At 69.3% G+C, this 17615-nt stretch carries 17 protein-coding genes; 13 read left to right on the forward strand and 4 right to left on the reverse strand.

What is annotated here, in order from left to right; all coding sequences use genetic code 11:
* Positions 1–36 precede the first annotated feature (36 nt).
* The 5 genes from CJ226_RS02860 to CJ226_RS02880 all read left to right on the forward strand — a co-directional run bounded on the left by CJ226_RS02860 (position 37) and on the right by CJ226_RS02880 (position 5874).
* Positions 37–1671, forward strand: a complete 1635-nt coding sequence (locus tag CJ226_RS02860; protein ID WP_102208253.1) for an ABC transporter substrate-binding protein — start codon at positions 37–39, stop codon at positions 1669–1671.
* 101 nt (positions 1672–1772) lie between these two features.
* A complete protein-coding gene (locus CJ226_RS02865) occupies positions 1773–2699 on the forward strand; it encodes an ABC transporter permease (RefSeq protein ID WP_062633640.1) in 927 nt (308 codons plus the stop codon).
* Positions 2692–3636 carry an ABC transporter permease gene (locus CJ226_RS02870; protein ID WP_062633642.1) on the forward strand — a complete coding sequence of 315 codons (945 nt, stop codon included), beginning with the start codon at positions 2692–2694 and terminating at the stop codon, positions 3634–3636. The genes CJ226_RS02865 and CJ226_RS02870 overlap by 8 nt, the downstream gene beginning before the upstream one ends.
* A complete protein-coding gene (locus tag CJ226_RS02875) occupies positions 3633–5306 on the forward strand; it encodes an ABC transporter ATP-binding protein (protein WP_062633645.1) in 1674 nt (557 codons plus the stop codon). The genes CJ226_RS02870 and CJ226_RS02875 overlap by 4 nt, the downstream gene beginning before the upstream one ends.
* Position 5307: 1 nt before the next feature.
* Positions 5308–5874 carry a PH domain-containing protein gene (locus tag CJ226_RS02880; protein ID WP_102208254.1) on the forward strand — a complete coding sequence of 189 codons (567 nt, stop codon included), beginning with the start codon at positions 5308–5310 and terminating at the stop codon, positions 5872–5874.
* Between the two features lie 7 nt (positions 5875–5881).
* On the opposite strand, the gene CJ226_RS02885 is transcribed toward CJ226_RS02880, so the two are convergent.
* Complete coding sequence (locus CJ226_RS02885) at positions 5882–6688, reverse strand: CPBP family intramembrane glutamic endopeptidase (protein WP_231868182.1); 807 nt, start codon at positions 6686–6688, stop codon at positions 5882–5884.
* A gap of 128 nt (positions 6689–6816) precedes the next feature.
* Between CJ226_RS02885 and typA the strand changes: the two genes are divergently transcribed.
* Positions 6817–8730 (forward strand): translational GTPase TypA, encoded by a 1914-nt coding sequence (gene typA / locus CJ226_RS02890; protein ID WP_025102945.1) that lies wholly within the window; start codon positions 6817–6819, stop codon positions 8728–8730.
* A gap of 186 nt (positions 8731–8916) precedes the next feature.
* Positions 8917–9801, forward strand: coding sequence for a phospholipase (locus CJ226_RS02895; protein WP_180964517.1), 885 nt, complete (start codon positions 8917–8919; stop codon positions 9799–9801).
* A 109-nt stretch (positions 9802–9910) separates the two neighbouring features.
* On the opposite strand, the gene CJ226_RS02900 is transcribed toward CJ226_RS02895, so the two are convergent.
* Complete coding sequence (locus CJ226_RS02900) at positions 9911–10459, reverse strand: helix-turn-helix domain-containing protein (RefSeq protein WP_102208255.1); 549 nt, start codon at positions 10457–10459, stop codon at positions 9911–9913.
* Between the two features lie 105 nt (positions 10460–10564).
* On the opposite strand from CJ226_RS02900, the gene CJ226_RS02905 reads away from it, so the two are divergent.
* The 6 genes from CJ226_RS02905 (at position 10565) to CJ226_RS02930 (ending at position 14969) form a co-directional block, all read left to right on the forward strand.
* The gene (locus CJ226_RS02905) at positions 10565–11275 is read left to right on the forward strand and encodes an AzlC family ABC transporter permease (RefSeq protein WP_025102950.1); all 711 of its coding nucleotides are present in this window, start codon (positions 10565–10567) and stop codon (positions 11273–11275) included.
* Complete coding sequence (locus CJ226_RS02910) at positions 11272–11586, forward strand: AzlD domain-containing protein (protein WP_102208256.1); 315 nt, start codon at positions 11272–11274, stop codon at positions 11584–11586. Before CJ226_RS02905 ends, CJ226_RS02910 begins: the two co-directional genes overlap by 4 nt.
* A 40-nt stretch (positions 11587–11626) precedes the next feature.
* The gene (locus CJ226_RS02915; protein WP_060922743.1) at positions 11627–12037 is read left to right on the forward strand and encodes a hypothetical protein; all 411 of its coding nucleotides are present in this window, start codon (positions 11627–11629) and stop codon (positions 12035–12037) included.
* Between the two features lie 9 nt (positions 12038–12046).
* Positions 12047–12367 (forward strand): ferredoxin, encoded by a 321-nt coding sequence (gene fdxA / locus CJ226_RS02920; protein WP_017203330.1) that lies wholly within the window; start codon positions 12047–12049, stop codon positions 12365–12367.
* Between the two features lie 9 nt (positions 12368–12376).
* Positions 12377–13489 carry a succinyldiaminopimelate transaminase gene (gene dapC / locus CJ226_RS02925; RefSeq protein WP_102208257.1) on the forward strand — a complete coding sequence of 371 codons (1113 nt, stop codon included), beginning with the start codon at positions 12377–12379 and terminating at the stop codon, positions 13487–13489.
* Between the two features lie 190 nt (positions 13490–13679).
* Entirely contained in the window at positions 13680–14969 is a 1290-nt protein-coding gene (locus tag CJ226_RS02930; RefSeq protein WP_025102954.1) for a citrate synthase, read from the forward strand.
* Positions 14970–15048: 79 nt separating this feature from the next.
* Here CJ226_RS02930 and CJ226_RS02935 read toward each other — a convergent pair whose 3' ends face one another.
* Positions 15049–16416: a DEAD/DEAH box helicase gene (locus CJ226_RS02935; RefSeq protein ID WP_102208258.1), complete on the reverse strand. Its 1368-nt coding sequence runs from the start codon at positions 16414–16416 to the stop codon at positions 15049–15051.
* A 237-nt stretch (positions 16417–16653) separates the two neighbouring features.
* Positions 16654–17607 carry a 2,3,4,5-tetrahydropyridine-2,6-dicarboxylate N-succinyltransferase gene (gene dapD, locus CJ226_RS02940; protein WP_102208259.1) on the reverse strand — a complete coding sequence of 318 codons (954 nt, stop codon included), beginning with the start codon at positions 17605–17607 and terminating at the stop codon, positions 16654–16656.
* Positions 17608–17615 lie beyond the last annotated feature (8 nt).

Below are 17615 nucleotides of genomic sequence, written 5' to 3' on the forward strand. Positions count from 1 at the left end.
GCCGCGCAGAATTCCCACGTCCACAGGAGGACAAAAGTGAAGCGCAACAAGATCGCCCTCGCGGGCAGCGCACTGTTCGTGATCGGCGCCCTGACCCTGGCAGGCTGCGCCAGCGGCGGCGGCAACACGAGTGACGGAGGAAGCGACGCGAACGCGGACGCCGACGCCATCATCACCACGAACGGCTCCGAGCCGGAGAACCCGCTCATCCCGACCAACACCAACGAGGTCGGCGGCGGCAAGATCCTCGACGAGATCTTCGCCGGGCTCGTCTACTACGACGCCGAGGGCAAGCCGGTCAACGACATGGCCGAGGAGATCGTCACCGACGACCCCCAGCACCTCACGATCAAGCTGAAGAAGGGGCAGACCTTCACCAACGGTGAGGAGGTCACGGCCGACAACTTCATCAAGGCGTGGAACGAGGGTGCCAAGGCATCGAACGCCCACCTGTCCGGCTACTTCTTCGAGGACATCGAGGGCTTCAGCTACGAGGAGGACACCGAGCTCACCGGGCTCGAGCAGATCGACGACTACACGTTCACCATCGCGCTGAACAAGCCCGCCTCGGACTTCGCTCTGCGCCTGGGGTACTCGGCGTACTACCCGCTGCCCGATGTCGCGTTCGAGGACATGGACGCCTTCGGACAGAACCCCATCGGCAACGGCCCGTACATGATCGACGGTGACGACGCCTGGCAGCACGACGTGCAGATCGACCTGGTCCGCAACGACGACTACGAGGGTGGACGCCAGGCGAAGAACGGCGGCCTGACCATCAAGTTCTACGCGACCCAGGAGTCCGCGTACGCCGACCTCCTCGGAAACGAGGTCGACGTGATCGATGCGATCCCGACCAACTCGCTTCCGGTGTTCACGGACGAGCTCGGCGACCGTGCGGTGAACCAGCCGTCCGCCGTCTTCCAGTCGTTCACGATCGGCCAGTTCCTCCCGCACTTCAGTGGCGAAGAGGGCAAGCTGCGTCGTCAGGCGATCTCGATGGCCATCAACCGGGAAGAGATCACCGAGACGATCTTCTCGGGAACGCGCACTCCGGCTGCCGACTTCACGTCGCCCGTGATCGCCGGCTGGTCGGAGGACGTGCCCGGCAACGAGGTTCTGGACTACGACCCGGAGAAGGCGAAGGAACTCTGGGCAGAGGCAGACGCCATCTCGCCGTGGGAGGGTGACTTCAAGATCGCCTACAACGCCGACGGCGGACACGACGCATGGGTTGACGCAGTCAGCAACAGCATCAAGAACACGCTCGGCATCGAGGCGTCCGGCGACCCGTACCCGACCTTCCAGGACCTGCGCACCAAGGTGAACGACCGCACCATCACCACGGCAGCGCGCTCCGGCTGGCAGGCGGACTACCCGGGTCTGTACAACTTCCTCGGCCCGCTCTACGCGACCGGTGCCAGCTCTAACGATGGCGACTACACGAGCCCGGAGTTCGATGAGCTCATCAAGGCCGGTATCAGCAACCCTGACCCGGACGCTCAGCTCGAGGACTTCACCAAGGCTCAGGAGGTCCTGTTCCAGGACCTCCCGGCGATCCCGCTCTGGTACTCGAACGTGACCGGTGGGTACAGCGAGAACGTCGACAACGTGACGTTCGGCTGGAACTCGGTCCCGCTCTACTACGAGATCACGAAGGCCGGCGAGTAAGTCTGACGGCACTTCACCTGTGAGGCGGTGGCGATCTTCGTCACCGCCTCACAGGCTGTGTTCGGCTCGCTTTCTTTGCCCCTCAGAGAAGGGACAAGCGGATGCTCGGTTACATTCTGAGACGTCTTCTGCAGGTGATCCCGGTCTTCTTCGGAGCCACCCTGCTCATCTATTTCCTGGTGTTCGCCATGCCCGGCGACCCCATCCTCGCCCTCTTCGGCGACAAGACCCCGAACCCGGCTGTCATCGAGCAGCTCCGTGAGCAGTACCACCTGAACGACCCATTCCTCGTCCAGTACTGGTACTACATCACCGGGGTGTTCCAGGGCGACCTCGGGACGACCTACTCCGGTCGCCCGGTGTCGACGGTCCTGGCGGCGACCTTGCCCGTGACGGGACGCCTGGCCGTCATGGCCATCGGCATCGAGTTCGTGCTCGCCATCGTCATCGGCACGATCTCCGCTCTGCGGAAGGGCAAGTTCTTCGACAACGTCTCCCTCATGGTGGCTCTCGTCGCGATCGCCATTCCGATCTTCGTGGTCGCCTTCCTGGCGCAGTACTTCCTCGCCATCCGACTCGGGTGGTTCAAGCCCACGGTCGGAGCGGACAACGACTGGGGCGGACTCTGGCTCCCTGCCATCGTGCTCGGGTTCAGTCTCTACGCCGTGAGTATGCGGCTCATGCGGAGCTCCGTCATCGACACCCTCAATCAGGACTGGGTGCGTACCGCCTACGGCAAGGGGCTCTCGCGCAATCGCGTGCTCCCCGTGCACGTGCTGCGAAACTCCCTCATTCCCGTCATCACCAACTCGGCCACCAACTTCGGTGTCCTCCTCGTGGGGGCCACCGTCACGGAGGGCATCTTCAACGTGCCGGGTGTCGGCAACACCCTCTTCGAAGCGATCCGACGGGGCGAGGGCCCGACGGTCGTCTCGTTCGTCACGGTCTTCGTCATCCTGTACGTCTTGGTGAACCTGCTCATCGACCTGCTCTATGGTCTGCTCGACCCGAGGATTCGATATGTCTGATCCCACGACCCAGAAACACTTCGTCGCCCCTGTCGAGACGGAGTCCATCAACGTCGATGCCGTCCGAATCTCCGACAAGCCGAGCAATCTCTGGCGCGATGCGTGGCGCGACGTGCGCCGCCGCCCGCTCTTCTGGTTCTCGGTGGTCCTGGCGGTGGTCTTCCTGCTCATGGCCGTCTGGCCGACGCTGTTCACATCGACCCCGCCGAACAGCGACTGCCAGCTCTCCAACAGCAACGGGGGCCCGACGGAGGGCCACCCGCTCGGATTCACGTTCCAAGGGTGCGACATCTACGCCCGGATCGTGTGGGGCTCGCAGACCTCGCTCGCGGTGGGCCTCATCGCCACCGTCATCTCCTCGATCCTCGGCCTGATCATGGGAGCCCTGGCAGGTTTCTACGGCGGCTGGCTGGACTCGGTCCTGTCCCGCGTCGGCGACATCTTCTTCGCGATCCCCTACATCCTCGCCGCCGTGGTCGTGATGACGGTGCTGAAGGACGCGCGCTCGGTCTGGACGCTCGCTCTCGCCATCGGCGGGTTCGCGTGGGCCTCCACGGCGCGAGTCGTCAGGGCGGAGATCCTCCGCGTGCGGCAGGCGGACTTCGTCATGGCCTCTCGGGCCCTGGGGCAATCCAAGTTCCGAGTCCTCCTCAGCCATGTCGTTCCGAACGCGATCGCACCCCTGCTGGTCGTATCGACTCTCGGCCTGGCGGCGGCGATCGTCGCGGAGTCGACATTGTCGTTCCTCGGGGTCGGGCTCGGCAGCGAGGTCATGTCGTGGGGTAATGACATCGCCAGGGCACAGGCTTCGCTCCGCGTCGCTCCGATGTCACTCATCTATCCGGCGCTCGCCCTCACCCTCGCGGTGCTCGCGTTCGTCACCCTGGGCGAGCTCATCCGAGACGCCCTCGACCCGAAGGCGAGGGCTCGCCGATGAGCGACCGCACCACCCCACAGATGCCGCTGCTGAGCGTGCGCGACCTCACCGTCGCGTTCCGCACCCAGGGCGGAATGCGCGAGGTCCTGCACGGGGTCACGTTCGACGTGATGCCCGGTGAGACCGTGGCCATCGTCGGCGAGTCCGGCTCGGGCAAGTCGACCACGGCGACCGCCATCGTCGACCTGCTCCCGGGCACGGGAACGATCACGGGCGGGTCCATCACGCTGGAGGGCCGCCCGCTGACAGGGCTGAGTCGGCGCGACATGGAGGCGGTGCGCGGCCGAGACATCGGCTTCGTCCCGCAGGACCCGATGTCGAGCCTGAACCCGGTGTGGAGCATCGGCTTCCAGGTGAAGGAGGCCGTCCGTGCCAACGGCGTCGCCCAGGGGCGCGCCGCGGTGAAGGCCCGGACGATCGAGGTGCTGCAGCAGGCCGGGCTGGCGGATGCCGAGCGGCGCCTGCACCAGTATCCGCACCAGTTCTCCGGCGGTATGCGCCAGCGCGCGTTGATCGGGATCGGGCTCGCGGCCGACCCGAAGCTCCTCATCGCCGACGAGCCGACCTCGGCTCTCGACGTGACGGTGCAGCGGGTCATCCTCGACCACATGGCGTCGCTCACGCGCGACAAGGGCACCTCGGTGCTGCTGATCACGCACGACCTGGGACTCGCGGCCGAACGCGCCGAGAAGATCATCGTCATGAACGGCGGCAACATCGTCGAGGCGGGTCCCAGCCGGCAGATCCTGGAGAACCCGCAGCACCCGTACACGAAGCGACTGGTCGCCGCGGCGCCCAGCGTCGCCTCGCAGCGGATCCAGGCAGTCGTGGAGGACCGGGGCATCGAGACGCTCGACGACCTGGCCGACATCCCGCCGACGGTCCGCGTGGCCGGCCTGACCAAGGACTACAAGATCCGGCAGGGCAACTTCCGCAGCGAGGCGTTCCGGGCGGTGGACGACGTGTCGTTCGAGATCCCCCGGGGAAAGACGCTGGCCCTCGTCGGCGAGTCGGGTTCGGGAAAGTCCACGGTCGCCAAGATGGTCCTCAAGCTGGAGGAGCCGACGAGCGGGACGATCGAGATCGACGGACAGGACGTGTCCCATCTGTCGAACGCGCAGTCGTTCGGACTCCGCCGGCGCATGCAGCCGGTGTTCCAGGACCCCTACGGGTCGCTGGATCCGCTGCGGAACATCGGCAACACCATCGCGGAGCCGCTGCAGATCCACGGCGTCGGCGACCGGGCCTCGCATCGGGCTCGCGTGGAGGAGCTCCTGGAGCAGGTCGCCCTGCCGCAGGCGCTGGCCACGCGCTACCCGAACGAGCTCTCCGGCGGACAGCGGCAGCGCGTGGCGATCGCGCGGGCGCTGGCCCTCAAGCCCGACATCATCGTCCTCGACGAGGCGGTGTCGGCGCTCGACGTGCTCGTGCAGGACCAGATCCTGCAGCTGCTCGCCGAACTCCAGTCGGAGCTGAACCTGACGTACCTCTTCATCACGCACGACCTCGCGGTCGTCCGGGTCTCCAGCGACCTGGTCTGCGTGATGGAGAAGGGCAAGGTCGTCGAGCAGGGGACGGTCGACGAGATCTTCGCGAACCCGCAGCAGGAGTACACGGATCGTCTGCTGCAGGCGATCCCCGGTGCCTCGATCCCGCTCGGCGGCCTCTGAGGTGGCATCTCCCGGACACCCCGAGGGCGCACGGACCTACCGTGCGCCCTCGGGCACCGTCGTCTTCGTCCTCAGCATCCTGCTGGTGCTGTTTCTGCTCGGGGACACCGTCGTCAACGGCAGCGTCGTGCAGGCGCTTCTCGTGGCGCCCTGGCTGCTGCTCGGTCTGTGGATCGTGTACGAGACGGCTTTCGTCTCCTTCGTCCGCGTGGATCAGGACGGGGCCGTGGTGCAGAACCTGCTGCGTCGCACGACCGTCGGCTGGGCGCATGTGCAGGACATCGACATGCGCTGGCAGCTCGAGTTCACGCTGGACGACGGCCGCAGCCTGAGCTGCTGGGGCGGACCGGCGAAGGCGCGTCCGCCCCGTCCGTCCCGCGAGGAGGACGCTGAGGTGAAGGTGCCGTCGGCTCTGCGGGTGCTCACGAGCATCCGCGACCTGTGGAGCGCGGCACCCTCGACGGCGGACGCCCCGATCCGACGCAGCTGGGACGGCCCGGCCCTCATCGCCCTCGCCGTCATCGTGCTGTGGGCCGTCGCGGCGCTCGTCGTCGTCAACCTCGGCTGAGCGCGCCTCAGCCGGGAAGACCGAACAGGGCGGGCCAGGTCGCCGCGGCCCAGGGGTAGCCGACGAACGCCGCCGCGTCGATGAGGAAGTGCGCCACCAGGAACGGCAGCAGCCGACCGGTGCGGTGATAGAGCCACCCGAAGAGCAGTCCCATCGCGAGGTTGCCGATGAACGCGCCGGGCCCCTGATAGAGGTGGTACGTCGCACGGAGCACGGAGGTCGAGACGATGATCGTCCACGGCGACCATCCGAGCTGCCGCAGGCGGGCGAACAGGTACCCGAGCACGACGAACTCCTCCTGGAGCGATGCGCGGGCGGCGGCAAGCAGGAGGATCGGCACGGTCCACCAGTGCGCGTCCAGACCCGCGGGGTTCACGGCCACGAACAGTCCGAGCGCCCGCCCGCCGAGGTAGAGCGCCAGCCCCGGCACGCCGATGGCGAGAACGAGGAGCACGCCGCGGCCGACGTCGCCGGCCACCCGGGTGCCGTCCAGGCCGAGGCGCTCCAGGTGCGGGCGACGGCGCTGCCAGAGCAGGAAGCAGACGAGGAGCACCGGCACCAGGGCGAAGCCGATCGACAGCACCTGGTAGATGAGGTCGAACACCTCCCGGTCGCTGCGGGAGGGGTTGAGGGTGGCGGTCTGATCTGCGAGAGGCGTGTCGTCCGTGAGTCGATAGGCGAGCTGCACGATCGCGTAGATCGCGGACTGGCCCAGTCCCAGGGCGAGCACGATGGCGATCTCCCACCACAGGCGTGCCCGACCCTCACGCGGTTCGTCGCGCCGGATGGGCGCGGTCGACGGCGTCTGCGGCACCGGGGGAGTCGGGTCGGGGAGGGTCACGGGACGATGGTACGACGTGCGTTCAGGAACCCGATCCGCGCGTACGTTATCCTGGAACGTCGGCTTCCCGGCGCAACCCCACACTCTTTGAGGACCCTTGTATGGCGCACGCCCTCCGCTCTGACCTCCGCAACGTCGCAATCGTCGCCCACGTCGACCACGGCAAGACCACGCTCGTCGACGCGATGCTCCGCCAGACGGGCTCCTTCGGCGAACACTCGCACGTGGAGGAGCGCGCGATGGACTCCAACGATCTGGAGCGCGAGAAGGGCATCACGATCCTCGCCAAGAACACGGCGATCACCTACAAGGGCAAGCACGCCGGCGGCAAGGAGATCACGATCAACGTGATCGACACCCCCGGCCACGCCGACTTCGGTGGTGAGGTCGAGCGCGGCCTGTCGATGGTCGACGGCGTCGTGCTGCTCGTGGACGCGAGCGAGGGCCCGCTGCCGCAGACCCGCTTCGTGCTGCGCAAGGCACTCGAGGCGAAGCTCCCCGTCATCCTCCTGGTCAACAAGACCGACCGTCCGGACGCCCGGATCGCCGAGGTCGAGGAGGAGGCGCACGACCTCCTGCTGGGCCTGGCCTCCGACCTCGTCGACGACGTGCCCGACCTCGACGTCGACGCGCTGCTCGACGTGCCGGTGGTCTACGCCTCCGGTCGCGCCGGTGCCGCGTCGCAGAACCGTCCCGCCGACGGCTCGCTGCCCGACAACGACGACCTCGAGCCGCTGTTCGAGGCCATCCTCGAGCACGTCCCGGCCCCGGCCTACGACGACGAGGCCCCGCTGCAGGCCTGGGTCACGAACCTGGACTCCAGCCCCTTCCTCGGTCGCCTCGCCCTGCTGCGCGTCTTCAACGGCACGCTCAAGAAGGGCCAGACGGTCGCGTGGGTCCGCTCCGACGGCTCGACCAGCAACGCCCGGATCACCGAGCTGCTGAAGACGCGCGCCCTGGAGCGCTACCCGGCCGAATCCGCCGGCCCCGGCGACATCGTCGCCATCGCCGGTTTCGAGGACATCACGATCGGCGAGACCATCGCCGACCCCGAGGACATCCGTCCGCTGCCGGCCATCACGGTCGACGACCCCGCGATCTCCATGACGATCGGCACGAACACCTCGCCGCTCATGGGCAAGGTCAAGGGGCACAAGCTCACCGCCCGCATGGTGAAGGACCGCCTGGACCGCGAGCTCATCGGCAACGTGTCGCTCAAGGTCGTCGACATCGGCCGTCCCGACGCCTGGGAGGTGCAGGGCCGCGGTGAGCTGGCCCTCGCGATCCTCGTCGAGAACATGCGCCGCGAGGGCTTCGAGCTCACGGTCGGCAAGCCGCAGGTGGTCACCAAGAAGATCGACGGCAAGGTCTACGAGCCGTTCGAGCACCTGACCATCGACACGCCGGAGGAGCACCTCGGCGCGATCACGCAGCTCCTCGCGAACCGCAAGGGTCGCATGGAGAACATGACCAACCACGGCACCGGCTGGGTGCGCATGGAGTTCGTCGTGCCCTCGCGTGGTCTCATCGGCTTCCGCAGCGAGTTCCTCACGACCACCCGCGGCACGGGTATCGCCAACGCGATCTCGCACGGCTACGAGCCGTGGGCGGGGCAGATCACCACGCGCCAGAACGGCTCGATCGTGGCCGACCGCTCGGGTGTCGTCACCCCGTTCGCGATGATCGCGCTGCAGGAGCGCATGTCGTTCTTCGTGCAGCCGACCGAAGAGGTCTACGAGGGCATGGTCATCGGCGAGAACTCGCGCGCCGACGACATGGACGTCAACATCACCAAGGAGAAGAAGCTCACCAACATGCGCTCCTCCACGGCCGACAACTTCGAGTCGATGACGCCGCCGCGCATCCTCACGCTGGAGGAGAGTCTGGAGTTCGCACGCGACGACGAATGCGTCGAGGTGACTCCGGAGAAGGTCCGCATCCGCAAGGTGATCCTCGACCAGACCGTCCGCGGTCGCGAGGCCTCGCGTCTCAAGCGTCAGGACGCGAACGCCTGATCGCACCGCACTCCTTTCGAGAGGGCCCCACGCCGCCGCCTGGCCGCGTGGGGCCCTCTCTCATGAAAATCCCAGGTGAGGGCTAGTTTTCGTTCAGGTTGATGACGCAGACTCGTTGACTTGCGCCCGGGGCGAGCTCCCGATGAGTCCCCGATATGGGCGTACGACGACCCGAAAGTCAAAGCCTTGCTTCAGAAGACCCGTGCGCTTCGGCGCGCCTCCGACGCGGCAGCCGCTCGCGCCACCGTCACCCGTACACCCCTGATCGCCCTCGGCGCCGCCACGGTCGCGCTCGTCGGCATCACCCTCAGCGTCGGCCTCGCCTCTGCCCCGGCCGCCGGCGCCGAGCGCTCCGACGCCGTGTCCGCCGTCACGAGCCACGACCTCGGCACCGAGCCCCTCAGCCGCATCGCCGATCAGGCCGTCATGACGGTCTCGAACGCGACCGATGCGGTCGCCGCGGCGAAGAGCCTGTCCACGGAGGTCGCCGCGTCTGGCCTCGACGTAGGCGCGGCGGCGTCCGTGGACACCACCGCTCTCGAGGACGACCTGGAGACCCTCGCCGATCGATCCACCCTCCCGCTGGTCCTCATCACCGTGACGGCCGAGCGGGCCGAAGCTGAGACCGAGAAGGTCGTGACGGCCACCGCAGACCTCCAGGAGGCCTTCACGGCCGCGCAGGAGAAGAAGGCGGCCGAGGACGCCGCCCGCGCCGCCGAAGAGCAGGCGGCAGCCGCGGCGGCCGCACTCGCCGCCGCCAACACACCGGACGGCGCTCGAGCCACGGCGCGGCAGATGATGGCGGACCGCTATGGCTGGGGCGGGGACCAGTTCTCCTGCCTGAACTCGCTGTGGAACAAGGAGTCCGGCTGGAACTACCAGGCGTACAACAACGACGGGGGAGCGACCGGCATCCCGCAGGCGCTGCCCGGCAGCAAGATGGCCACCGCGGGTGCCGACTGGCAAACGAACGCCGCCACCCAGATCGCCTGGGGCCTCAAGTACATCGCCGACGCCTACGGCGCCCCGTGCAGCGCGTGGGGACACTCCCAGGCCATGAACTGGTACTGAGCCGCAGAGCTTCTCGTCGACCCGGCCCCTTGTGGGCGAACCGGCCCCTTGCGTACGAACGCAAGGGGCCGGTTCGGCTGCAAAGGGGTGGGTCGAGGGTGTGAGAACCTCAGCGGAGCTCGGAGATGAGCACGGCGCTCGTGCCGGGCGCGATGGCCTCGAAGACGTGCGCGGCGTCGCCGGCATACGTCAGGTAGTCGCCCGGGTTCAGCACCACGGCATCCTCGGGCGGGCCGACCCGCGCCTGCCCGGCGATGAGGATCACGTGCTCGATCGTGCCCGCATGGTGGGGGTCCGAGCGTCGGGGGTCGCCGGGCTCCGCCTGGATGAGGTACACGTCGCGCCGGGCGCCCGGAGGGCTCGCGGAGAGGAGAGTGGCGCTGTACGCGGCGGCGGAGGACGGCACCCCCGCGAGGTCCTCCGCCCGGATCAGTGTCGGGGCGTTGGCCTGCTGGTCGACGAGCACCGCGAAGGGCACGCCGAGCGCGACGCCCAGCGCCCACAGCGTCTCGACGCTCGGGTTGCCGGCACCGCTCTCGAGCTGGGAGACCGTCGCCTTGGAGATGCCGGCCCGCCGGGCGAGCTCGGAGACGGACAGGTTCGCCGCCTCGCGCTCGCGGCGGAGCGTGCGGGCGATGCGGGTGCGGAGATCCTCCATGCGTTCATCATGGCAAACGATCGTTCGCTTGACTATGCATCGGGGCATGTTCAGAATGATGATCGTGTGTTCAGTGAAGCGAACGTCGTGGCGGAGCGGACCTCGATGACCGCCGAGCGTGAGGTGTGGCGCGAGGCGCTCGGCGTGGTGCTCGCGACGAGCGCCTACGGGATCTCCTTCGGCGCGCTCGCCGTGGCGGCCGGCCTCGACGTGTGGCAGACATGCGTGCTCAGTCTCCTGATGTTCACCGGGGGATCGCAGTTCGCCTTCGTGGGCGTCTTCACTGCCGGCGGACTGGCCGCCCTGCCCTCGGCGATCGCGTCCGCCGCCCTGCTCGGGGTGCGCAACGTCGCCTACGGGATGCGCATGTCGCCGGTCGTCGGCGGGGGACCGGCACGACGAGCCCTCGCCGCGCACTTCACGATCGACGAGTCCACCGCCGTGGCGATCGCGCAGGACGACCCGCGCCTGCGCCGGGTGGGATTCTGGGTCACGGGTGTCGGCATCTTCCTCGGCTGGAACCTCACCACGCTCGTCGGTGCGCTGGTCGGCGACGTGCTCGGCGACCCGAAGGCCTGGGGTCTGGATGCGGCGGCGGCCGCGGCGTTCCTCGCCCTGCTGTGGCCGCGTCTGCGTCAACGGCAGGCGGTCGCCGTCGGGATCGCGGCCGCCGTGATCGCGGCCGCCCTCACCCCGTTCCTCCTGCCCGGACTCCCGGTGCTCGTCGCCGCTCTCGTCGCGATCGTCGTCGGATGGTTCAACTGGCTCGGAACGCCGCGACCCGCGGGCGCCGGCGAAGGGGAGGGGTCCGCATGACCCTCTGGAGCGCCATCCTCCTCGCGGCCCTGATCTGCCTCGCGCTGAAGGCCGTGGGCCATCTCGTGCCGCCGAAGGTCCTCGAAGCGCCGCGCCCTGCCCGTATCTCCGATCTCCTCACCGTCGCGCTGCTTGCCGCCCTCGTCGCGGTGCAGTCGCTCGGCGACGGGCAGGCCATCACCGTCGACGCGCGTGTCCCCGCCCTGCTCGTCGCAGCGGGACTCCTCTGGCTGCGGCAGTCGTTCCTCGTGGTGGTGGCCGCCGCCGCCCTCGTCGCCGCGCTGCTGCGGCTGTTCGGTCTCGCCGCCTGACACGTCGTTCCGCCGGATAGCGCCCGGGTAGGATCGGGGGGTGCGCGGGAAGTGGTTGTCGAGGGTGCTGTCCTGGGTGGCTGCTGCCCTAGTGGGTGGGGTCTACGGCGTGGCCGGGACCATCGCACACAGCGTCATGTGGGGGCCGATCCCGATCGGCCTCATTGTCGCCGCCATCGCCTGCGCCGCGATCCTCATCGCCGTCCGTGCGCTCACCCACGACCGGGGAGCGGCCGTGGCCGCCGGTCTGGGGATGCTGGGCATGATCGTGCTCATCTCGGGCGTCGGCCCCGGCGGCTCCGTCGTCGTGCAGGACACCCTCGCCGGGCGCATCTGGACGTATCTCGCCGCCGGCATCGTGCTGCTCGTCATCGCGTGGCCGTCGTTCTCCCGGCAGCCGGTCCGCCCCGCCACGCCGTCCTCGGAGGAACCCGAGGTCCACGGGTCGTAGACTGAGGGGGTGACGTATGTGATCGCCCTCCCGTGCGTCGATGTCAAGGATCGCGCCTGCATCGACGAGTGCCCCGTTGACTGCATCTACGAGGGCGAACGGTCGCTCTACATCCACCCCGACGAGTGCGTGGACTGCGGAGCGTGCGAGCCGGTGTGCCCGGTCGAGGCGATCTACTACGAGGACGACCTGCCCGACGAGTGGCAGGACTACTACAAGGCCAACGTCGAGTTCTTCGACGAGATCGGCTCGCCCGGCGGCGCCGCCAAGGTCGGCGTCTACCCGTTCGACCACCCGATCATCGCCGCGCTCCCGCCGCAGGGCGAGTAGGCCCGCTCCGTGAGCGTCCGCGACCTCGCCGACTACCCGTGGGACGCCGTGGTCCCGTATCGTGAGCGCGCCGCCCGGCACCCGGGCGGTCTCGTCGACCTCTCCGTCGGCTCCCCGGTCGACCCCACGCCGGAGATCATCCGTCGGGCCCTCGCCGCGGCGACCGACGCCCACGCCTACCCTCAGACCGTCGGCACCCCCGCGCTCCGGGAGGCCATCGTCGACTGGTACGCCCGCCGCCGCAGCGTCCCGGACCTCCGGGTCGACAACGTGCTGCCGACGATCGGCTCCAAGGAGCTCGTCGCGCTCCTGCCCACGCTGCTGGGGCTCGGCGCCGGCGATATCGTGGTGCATCCTCGCGTCGCCTACCCGACGTATGAGGTCGGCGCGCGGGTGGCAGGGGCGACACCTCTCGCGGTCGACGACCCGGCGGAGTGGCCGGAGGGCGCCAAGCTCATCTGGATCAACACCCCGGGCAACCCCGACGGCCGCACCTGGACGGTCGACGAGCTCGCCGCGGCGGTCCAGCGGGCGCGGGAACTGGGTGCCGTGCTGGCCAGCGACGAGTGCTACGCCGAGCTCGGCTGGGACGGCCCCTGGACGGACGAGGCCATCCCGTCGGTGCTCGACCCCCGGGTGACCGGCGGCACGCGGGCGAATCTGCTCAGCGTGTACTCGCTGAGCAAGCAGTCCAACCTCGCGGGCTATCGGGCGGCCTTCGTGGCCGGCTGCGCCCGCGTGGTCGGTGAGCTCCTCGCCGCGCGCAAGCACCTCGGCCTCATGCCGCCCGCGCCGGTGCAGCAGGCGATGATCGTCGCCCTCGGTGACGACGCACACGTCGCGGCGCAGAAGGAGCTCTACCGTGAGCGGCGGGCGCTGCTGCTGCCCGCCGTCGAGGCTGCCGGCTTCCGCATCGACGGCTCGCAGGCCGGGCTGTACCTCTGGGCGACCGAGGGGCGCGACGCCTGGGAGTCGATGGCGCGTCTCGCCGACCTCGGGATCCTCGCGGGCCCCGGGCACTTTTACGGCGCCTCGTCGCCTGCGCACGTGCGGCTGTCGCTGACGGCGCCGACCGATCGCGTCGCGGAAGCAGCGCGACGCCTGCGCGGCGCGGATCTGTAGGATCCCTCCCTGGTGCAGCCATCCCTTTGGCGGTTGTCACAGTAGGCCTGCGTGACGACTAGGCTGTAAAGGCGATTCGGTCGGCACCCGGCCCGGCGCTCGGCGCCAGAGATATCGCCAGTTCCGGCTTGATCAAGAACTTGCTGACGCCCGCGATGCCGGGGCGATCAGACAGAAGGAGGAGGTCCGCGTGAGCGCTGCGGCAGACCAGACGGCGAAGCTGACGATCGGCGACACCACCGCCGAATTCCCCCTGGTGCGCGGTACCGCGGGCCACGACAGCATCGACTTCTCGACGCTGACCCGTCAGACCGGTTACACCGGGCTCGACTACGGCTTCGTCAACACCGCCTCCACGAAGTCGGACATCACCTTCATCGACGGAGACAAGGGCATCCTGCGCTACCGCGGCTACCCGATCGAGCAGCTCGCCGGCAGCACCAGCTACCTCGAGGTCGCGTGGCTGCTCATCTACGGTGAGCTCCCGTCCGCCGGAGAGCTGGCCGAGTTCGACGAGAAGATCCGTCGGCACACGCTGCTGCACGAAGACCTCAAGCGCTTCTTCTCGGCGCTGCCGCACACCGCGCACCCCATGTCGGTGCTCTCCTCCGCCGTCGCTGCCCTGTCGACGTACTACGAGGGGCAGACCGACCCGCACAACCCCGAGCACGTCGAGCTGAACACCATTCGCATGCTCGCCAAGCTGCCGGTCATCGCCGCCTACGCGCACAAGAAGAGCGTCGGCCAGGCGTTCCTCTACCCGGACAACTCGCTCGGCTTCGTGGAGAACTTCCTCAAGCTGAACTTCGGCGTGAACTCCGAGCCGTACGAGATCAACCCGACCATGGTGAAGGCCCTCGAACTGCTGCTCATCCTGCACGAGGACCACGAGCAGAACGCCTCGACCTCCACGGTCCGCCTCGTCGGCTCGACGGGAGCCAACCAGTTCGCCTCCGTCTCGGCCGGCATCCAGGCCCTCTCCGGGCCCCTGCACGGTGGTGCGAACGAGGCTGTGCTGACCATGCTCGGCCAGATCCGCGACTCGGGCCAGAGCGTCTCCCGGTTCGTCGAGCGGGTGAAGAACAAGGAAGAGGGCGTGAAGCTCATGGGCTTCGGGCACCGGGTCTACAAGAACTACGACCCGCGCGCCAAGCTCGTCAAGGAGGCCGCGGACGAGGTGCTGAGCTCGCTCGGCGTCACCGACCCGCTCCTGGACCTCGCGAAGGAGCTCGAGGAGATCGCCCTCGCGGACGACTACTTCCGTGAGCGTCGTCTGTATCCGAACGTCGACTTCTACACGGGCGTGATCTACAAGGCGATGGGCTTCCCCACGCGGATGTTCACGGTCCTCTTCGCGATCGGACGCCTGCCCGGCTGGCTCGCCCAGTGGCGCGAGCTCCAGCTCGACCCGCAGACGAAGATCGGCCGTCCGCAGCAGCTCTACACCGGGTCGCCGGAGCGCGCTTTCCCGACGCGCTGAGCGCGGCGCCGCAGACGCCGAAGGCCCCCTCGCACCGGAGTGCGAGGGGGCCTTCGTCGTCGTCAGGCGCGAGCCGGGATCAGCGTCCCTGGCCGCCGCGCGCGCCCTGGCGGCCCTGGCCGCCCTGGCGCTGCGCACCCGGCGCGCCCTGGCCGGCCGAGCGCGGACGGCGACGACGGCGGGAGGGCGGGGTGGTCGCGGTGCTCTTCTCGCCGCCCGCGGGCCGCTGCTTCGCAGAGCGCTGCTGCTGCGGCTGCGGGGGAGCGGGGCGCACGTGCGGAGCCCGCTCGGGGACGAGCTCGGTGACGGCGTCGGCGGTGAGGTTCTCCAGCGGTGCCGTGATCGCGGCCTTGCGCAGGAGGTCCTTCACGTCGCGGCGCTGCTCAGGCAGGACCACGGTGACGACCGTGCCGGCGGCGCCGGCGCGCGCCGTGCGGCCCGAGCGGTGCAGGTAGGCCTTGTGCTCGACGGGCGGATCGACGTGGACGACGAGGTCGACGTTGTCCACGTGCACACCGCGCGCCGCGACATCGGTCGCGACGAGGACGCGGACGCCCCCGTCGGCCGGGTCGGTGGAGAAGGCGCCGAGGTTGCGCTCCCTGGCGTTCTGGGACAGGTTGCCGTGCAGGTCGACGGCCGGGATGCCGGCGGTGGTGAGCTGCTTGGCGAGCTTCTTCGCCTGGTGCTTGGTGCGCGTGAAGAGGATGCGACGGCCGGTGCCCGAGGCGAGATCGCGCACCAGCGCGGTCTTGTTCTCGGGGGAGTCGACGACGAGCACCCGGTGGGTCATCTCGCCGACGGGCACGCTCGCCTCGTCGACCTCGTGGCTGACGGCGTTCGTGAGGAACCGGCGGGCGAGGGTGTCGATGCCGCGGTCCAGCGTGGCGCTGAAGAGCAGGCGCTGACCGTCGGCGGGCGTCGCCGACAGGATGCGGGTGACGCCGGGGAGGAAGCCGAGATCGGCCATGTGGTCCGCCTCATCGAGCACGGTGACCTCGATCGCGCTGAGACGCACGACCTGCTGCTTCATGAGGTCTTCCAGACGGCCGGGGCAGGCGACGACGATGTCGACGCCGCCCTGCAGCGCCTGCTCCTGCGGACGCTGGCTGACGCCGCCGAACACGGTGGTGACTCGAAGGCCGACGGCCTCCGCGAGCGGGGCGACGGTCGCGGCGATCTGGGTGGCGAGCTCGCGGGTGGGGGCGAGCACGAGGCCGCGGGGAAGGCCGGAACGGCGCTTGTGGCCGGAGGCCGCCAGGCGGGCGACGAGCGGGAGCGCGAAGGCGATGGTCTTGCCGCTGCCCGTGCGTCCGCGACCGAGGAGGTCACGGCCGGCGAGCGAGTCGGGCAGGGTATCGCGCTGGATCGCGAACGCCTCGGTCCTTCCGGAGGCGGCGAGAACGGTGGCGAGCTCGGCGGGAACGCCGAGATCGAGGAAGGAAGGCATGCAGAGAACTCCGTCAGCGCACGAGAACGGCGCGGGATAGTGGGGTGAGGTGGGCGAAGACGCAGCGAGTGCGCGTCCGTTCGCCGTGCGAATGGCCAGTTCGGGCTGGAGAGGGGAGCGCGGACGCTCGCTTCGGTCCTCGGAGACCCCTAGACGACGACGATGCTGACCGGCCGGCGGCGCGGGCAACGGAGCCAGTCTACCAGCGGAGACCGGTCGAAGGCTGCAGGCGGGCTGTCAGGCGTGGAGCGCCTCGTTGAGCGTGACGCCGACGCCGGCGCGGCGGACCGCCTCGACGGCACCCGTGAGGGAGTTGCGACGGAAGAGGAGGCCGTCCTGGCCCGAGAGGTCGGCGCCCTTGACGGTCTTCCGTCCGCCCTCGGCCGTCGCAGGACCATCGGCGAGCACGATCTTCGTCCCGGCGGTGACGTAGAGCCCGGCCTCCACGACGCAGTCGTCGCCGAGGGAGATGCCGATGCCGGCGTTCGCGCCGAGAAGCGTGCGGGCGCCGATCGACACGCGATGCGACCCGCCGCCGGAGAGCGTGCCCATGATCGAGGCGCCGCCGCCGATGTCGCTGCCGTCGCCGACCACCACGCCCTGCGAGATGCGCCCCTCGACCATCGAGGCGCCGAGGGTGCCGGCGTTGAAGTTGACGAAGCCCTCGTGCATGACCGTGGTGCCGGGGGAGAGGTGGGCGCCGAGCCGCACGCGCGAGGCGTCGGCGATGCGCACCCCGGCGGGCTGCACGTAGTCGGTGAGACGAGGGAACTTGTCCAGGCCCTGGATCTGGATCCCGGCGCGCTGGAGCTGCGGACGCAGGCGCGCGGCATCGGCGGGGAGCAGCGGGCCGGCATTGGTCCAGGCGACGTTCGGCAGATGACCGAAGATGCCGTCGAGGTTGAGGGCGTTCGGCCGCACGAGCAGGTGCGACAGCGCGTGCAGACGCAGATAGGCGTCCGCGGTGGAGGCCGGGGCGGCGTCCAGGTCGATCGTGAGCTCGACCACCGCGAGGGTGACGTCGCGGCGCTCGTCCGGTCCGGTCTGTGCGTCGAGCGCGGTGCGCGCGGCGACGACCTCGGTCTCGGACGGCGCGGACGAGCGGACCTCCGGGTACCACGCGTCGAGGACCGTGCCGTCGCTCGCGGTGGTCGTCAGGCCGAGTCCCCAGACAGATCGTGCGTCGCTCATGCCTCCAC

The sequence above is a fragment of the Microbacterium sp. UMB0228 genome (assembly GCF_002871415.1).
Taxonomy (GTDB): domain Bacteria; phylum Actinomycetota; class Actinomycetes; order Actinomycetales; family Microbacteriaceae; genus Microbacterium.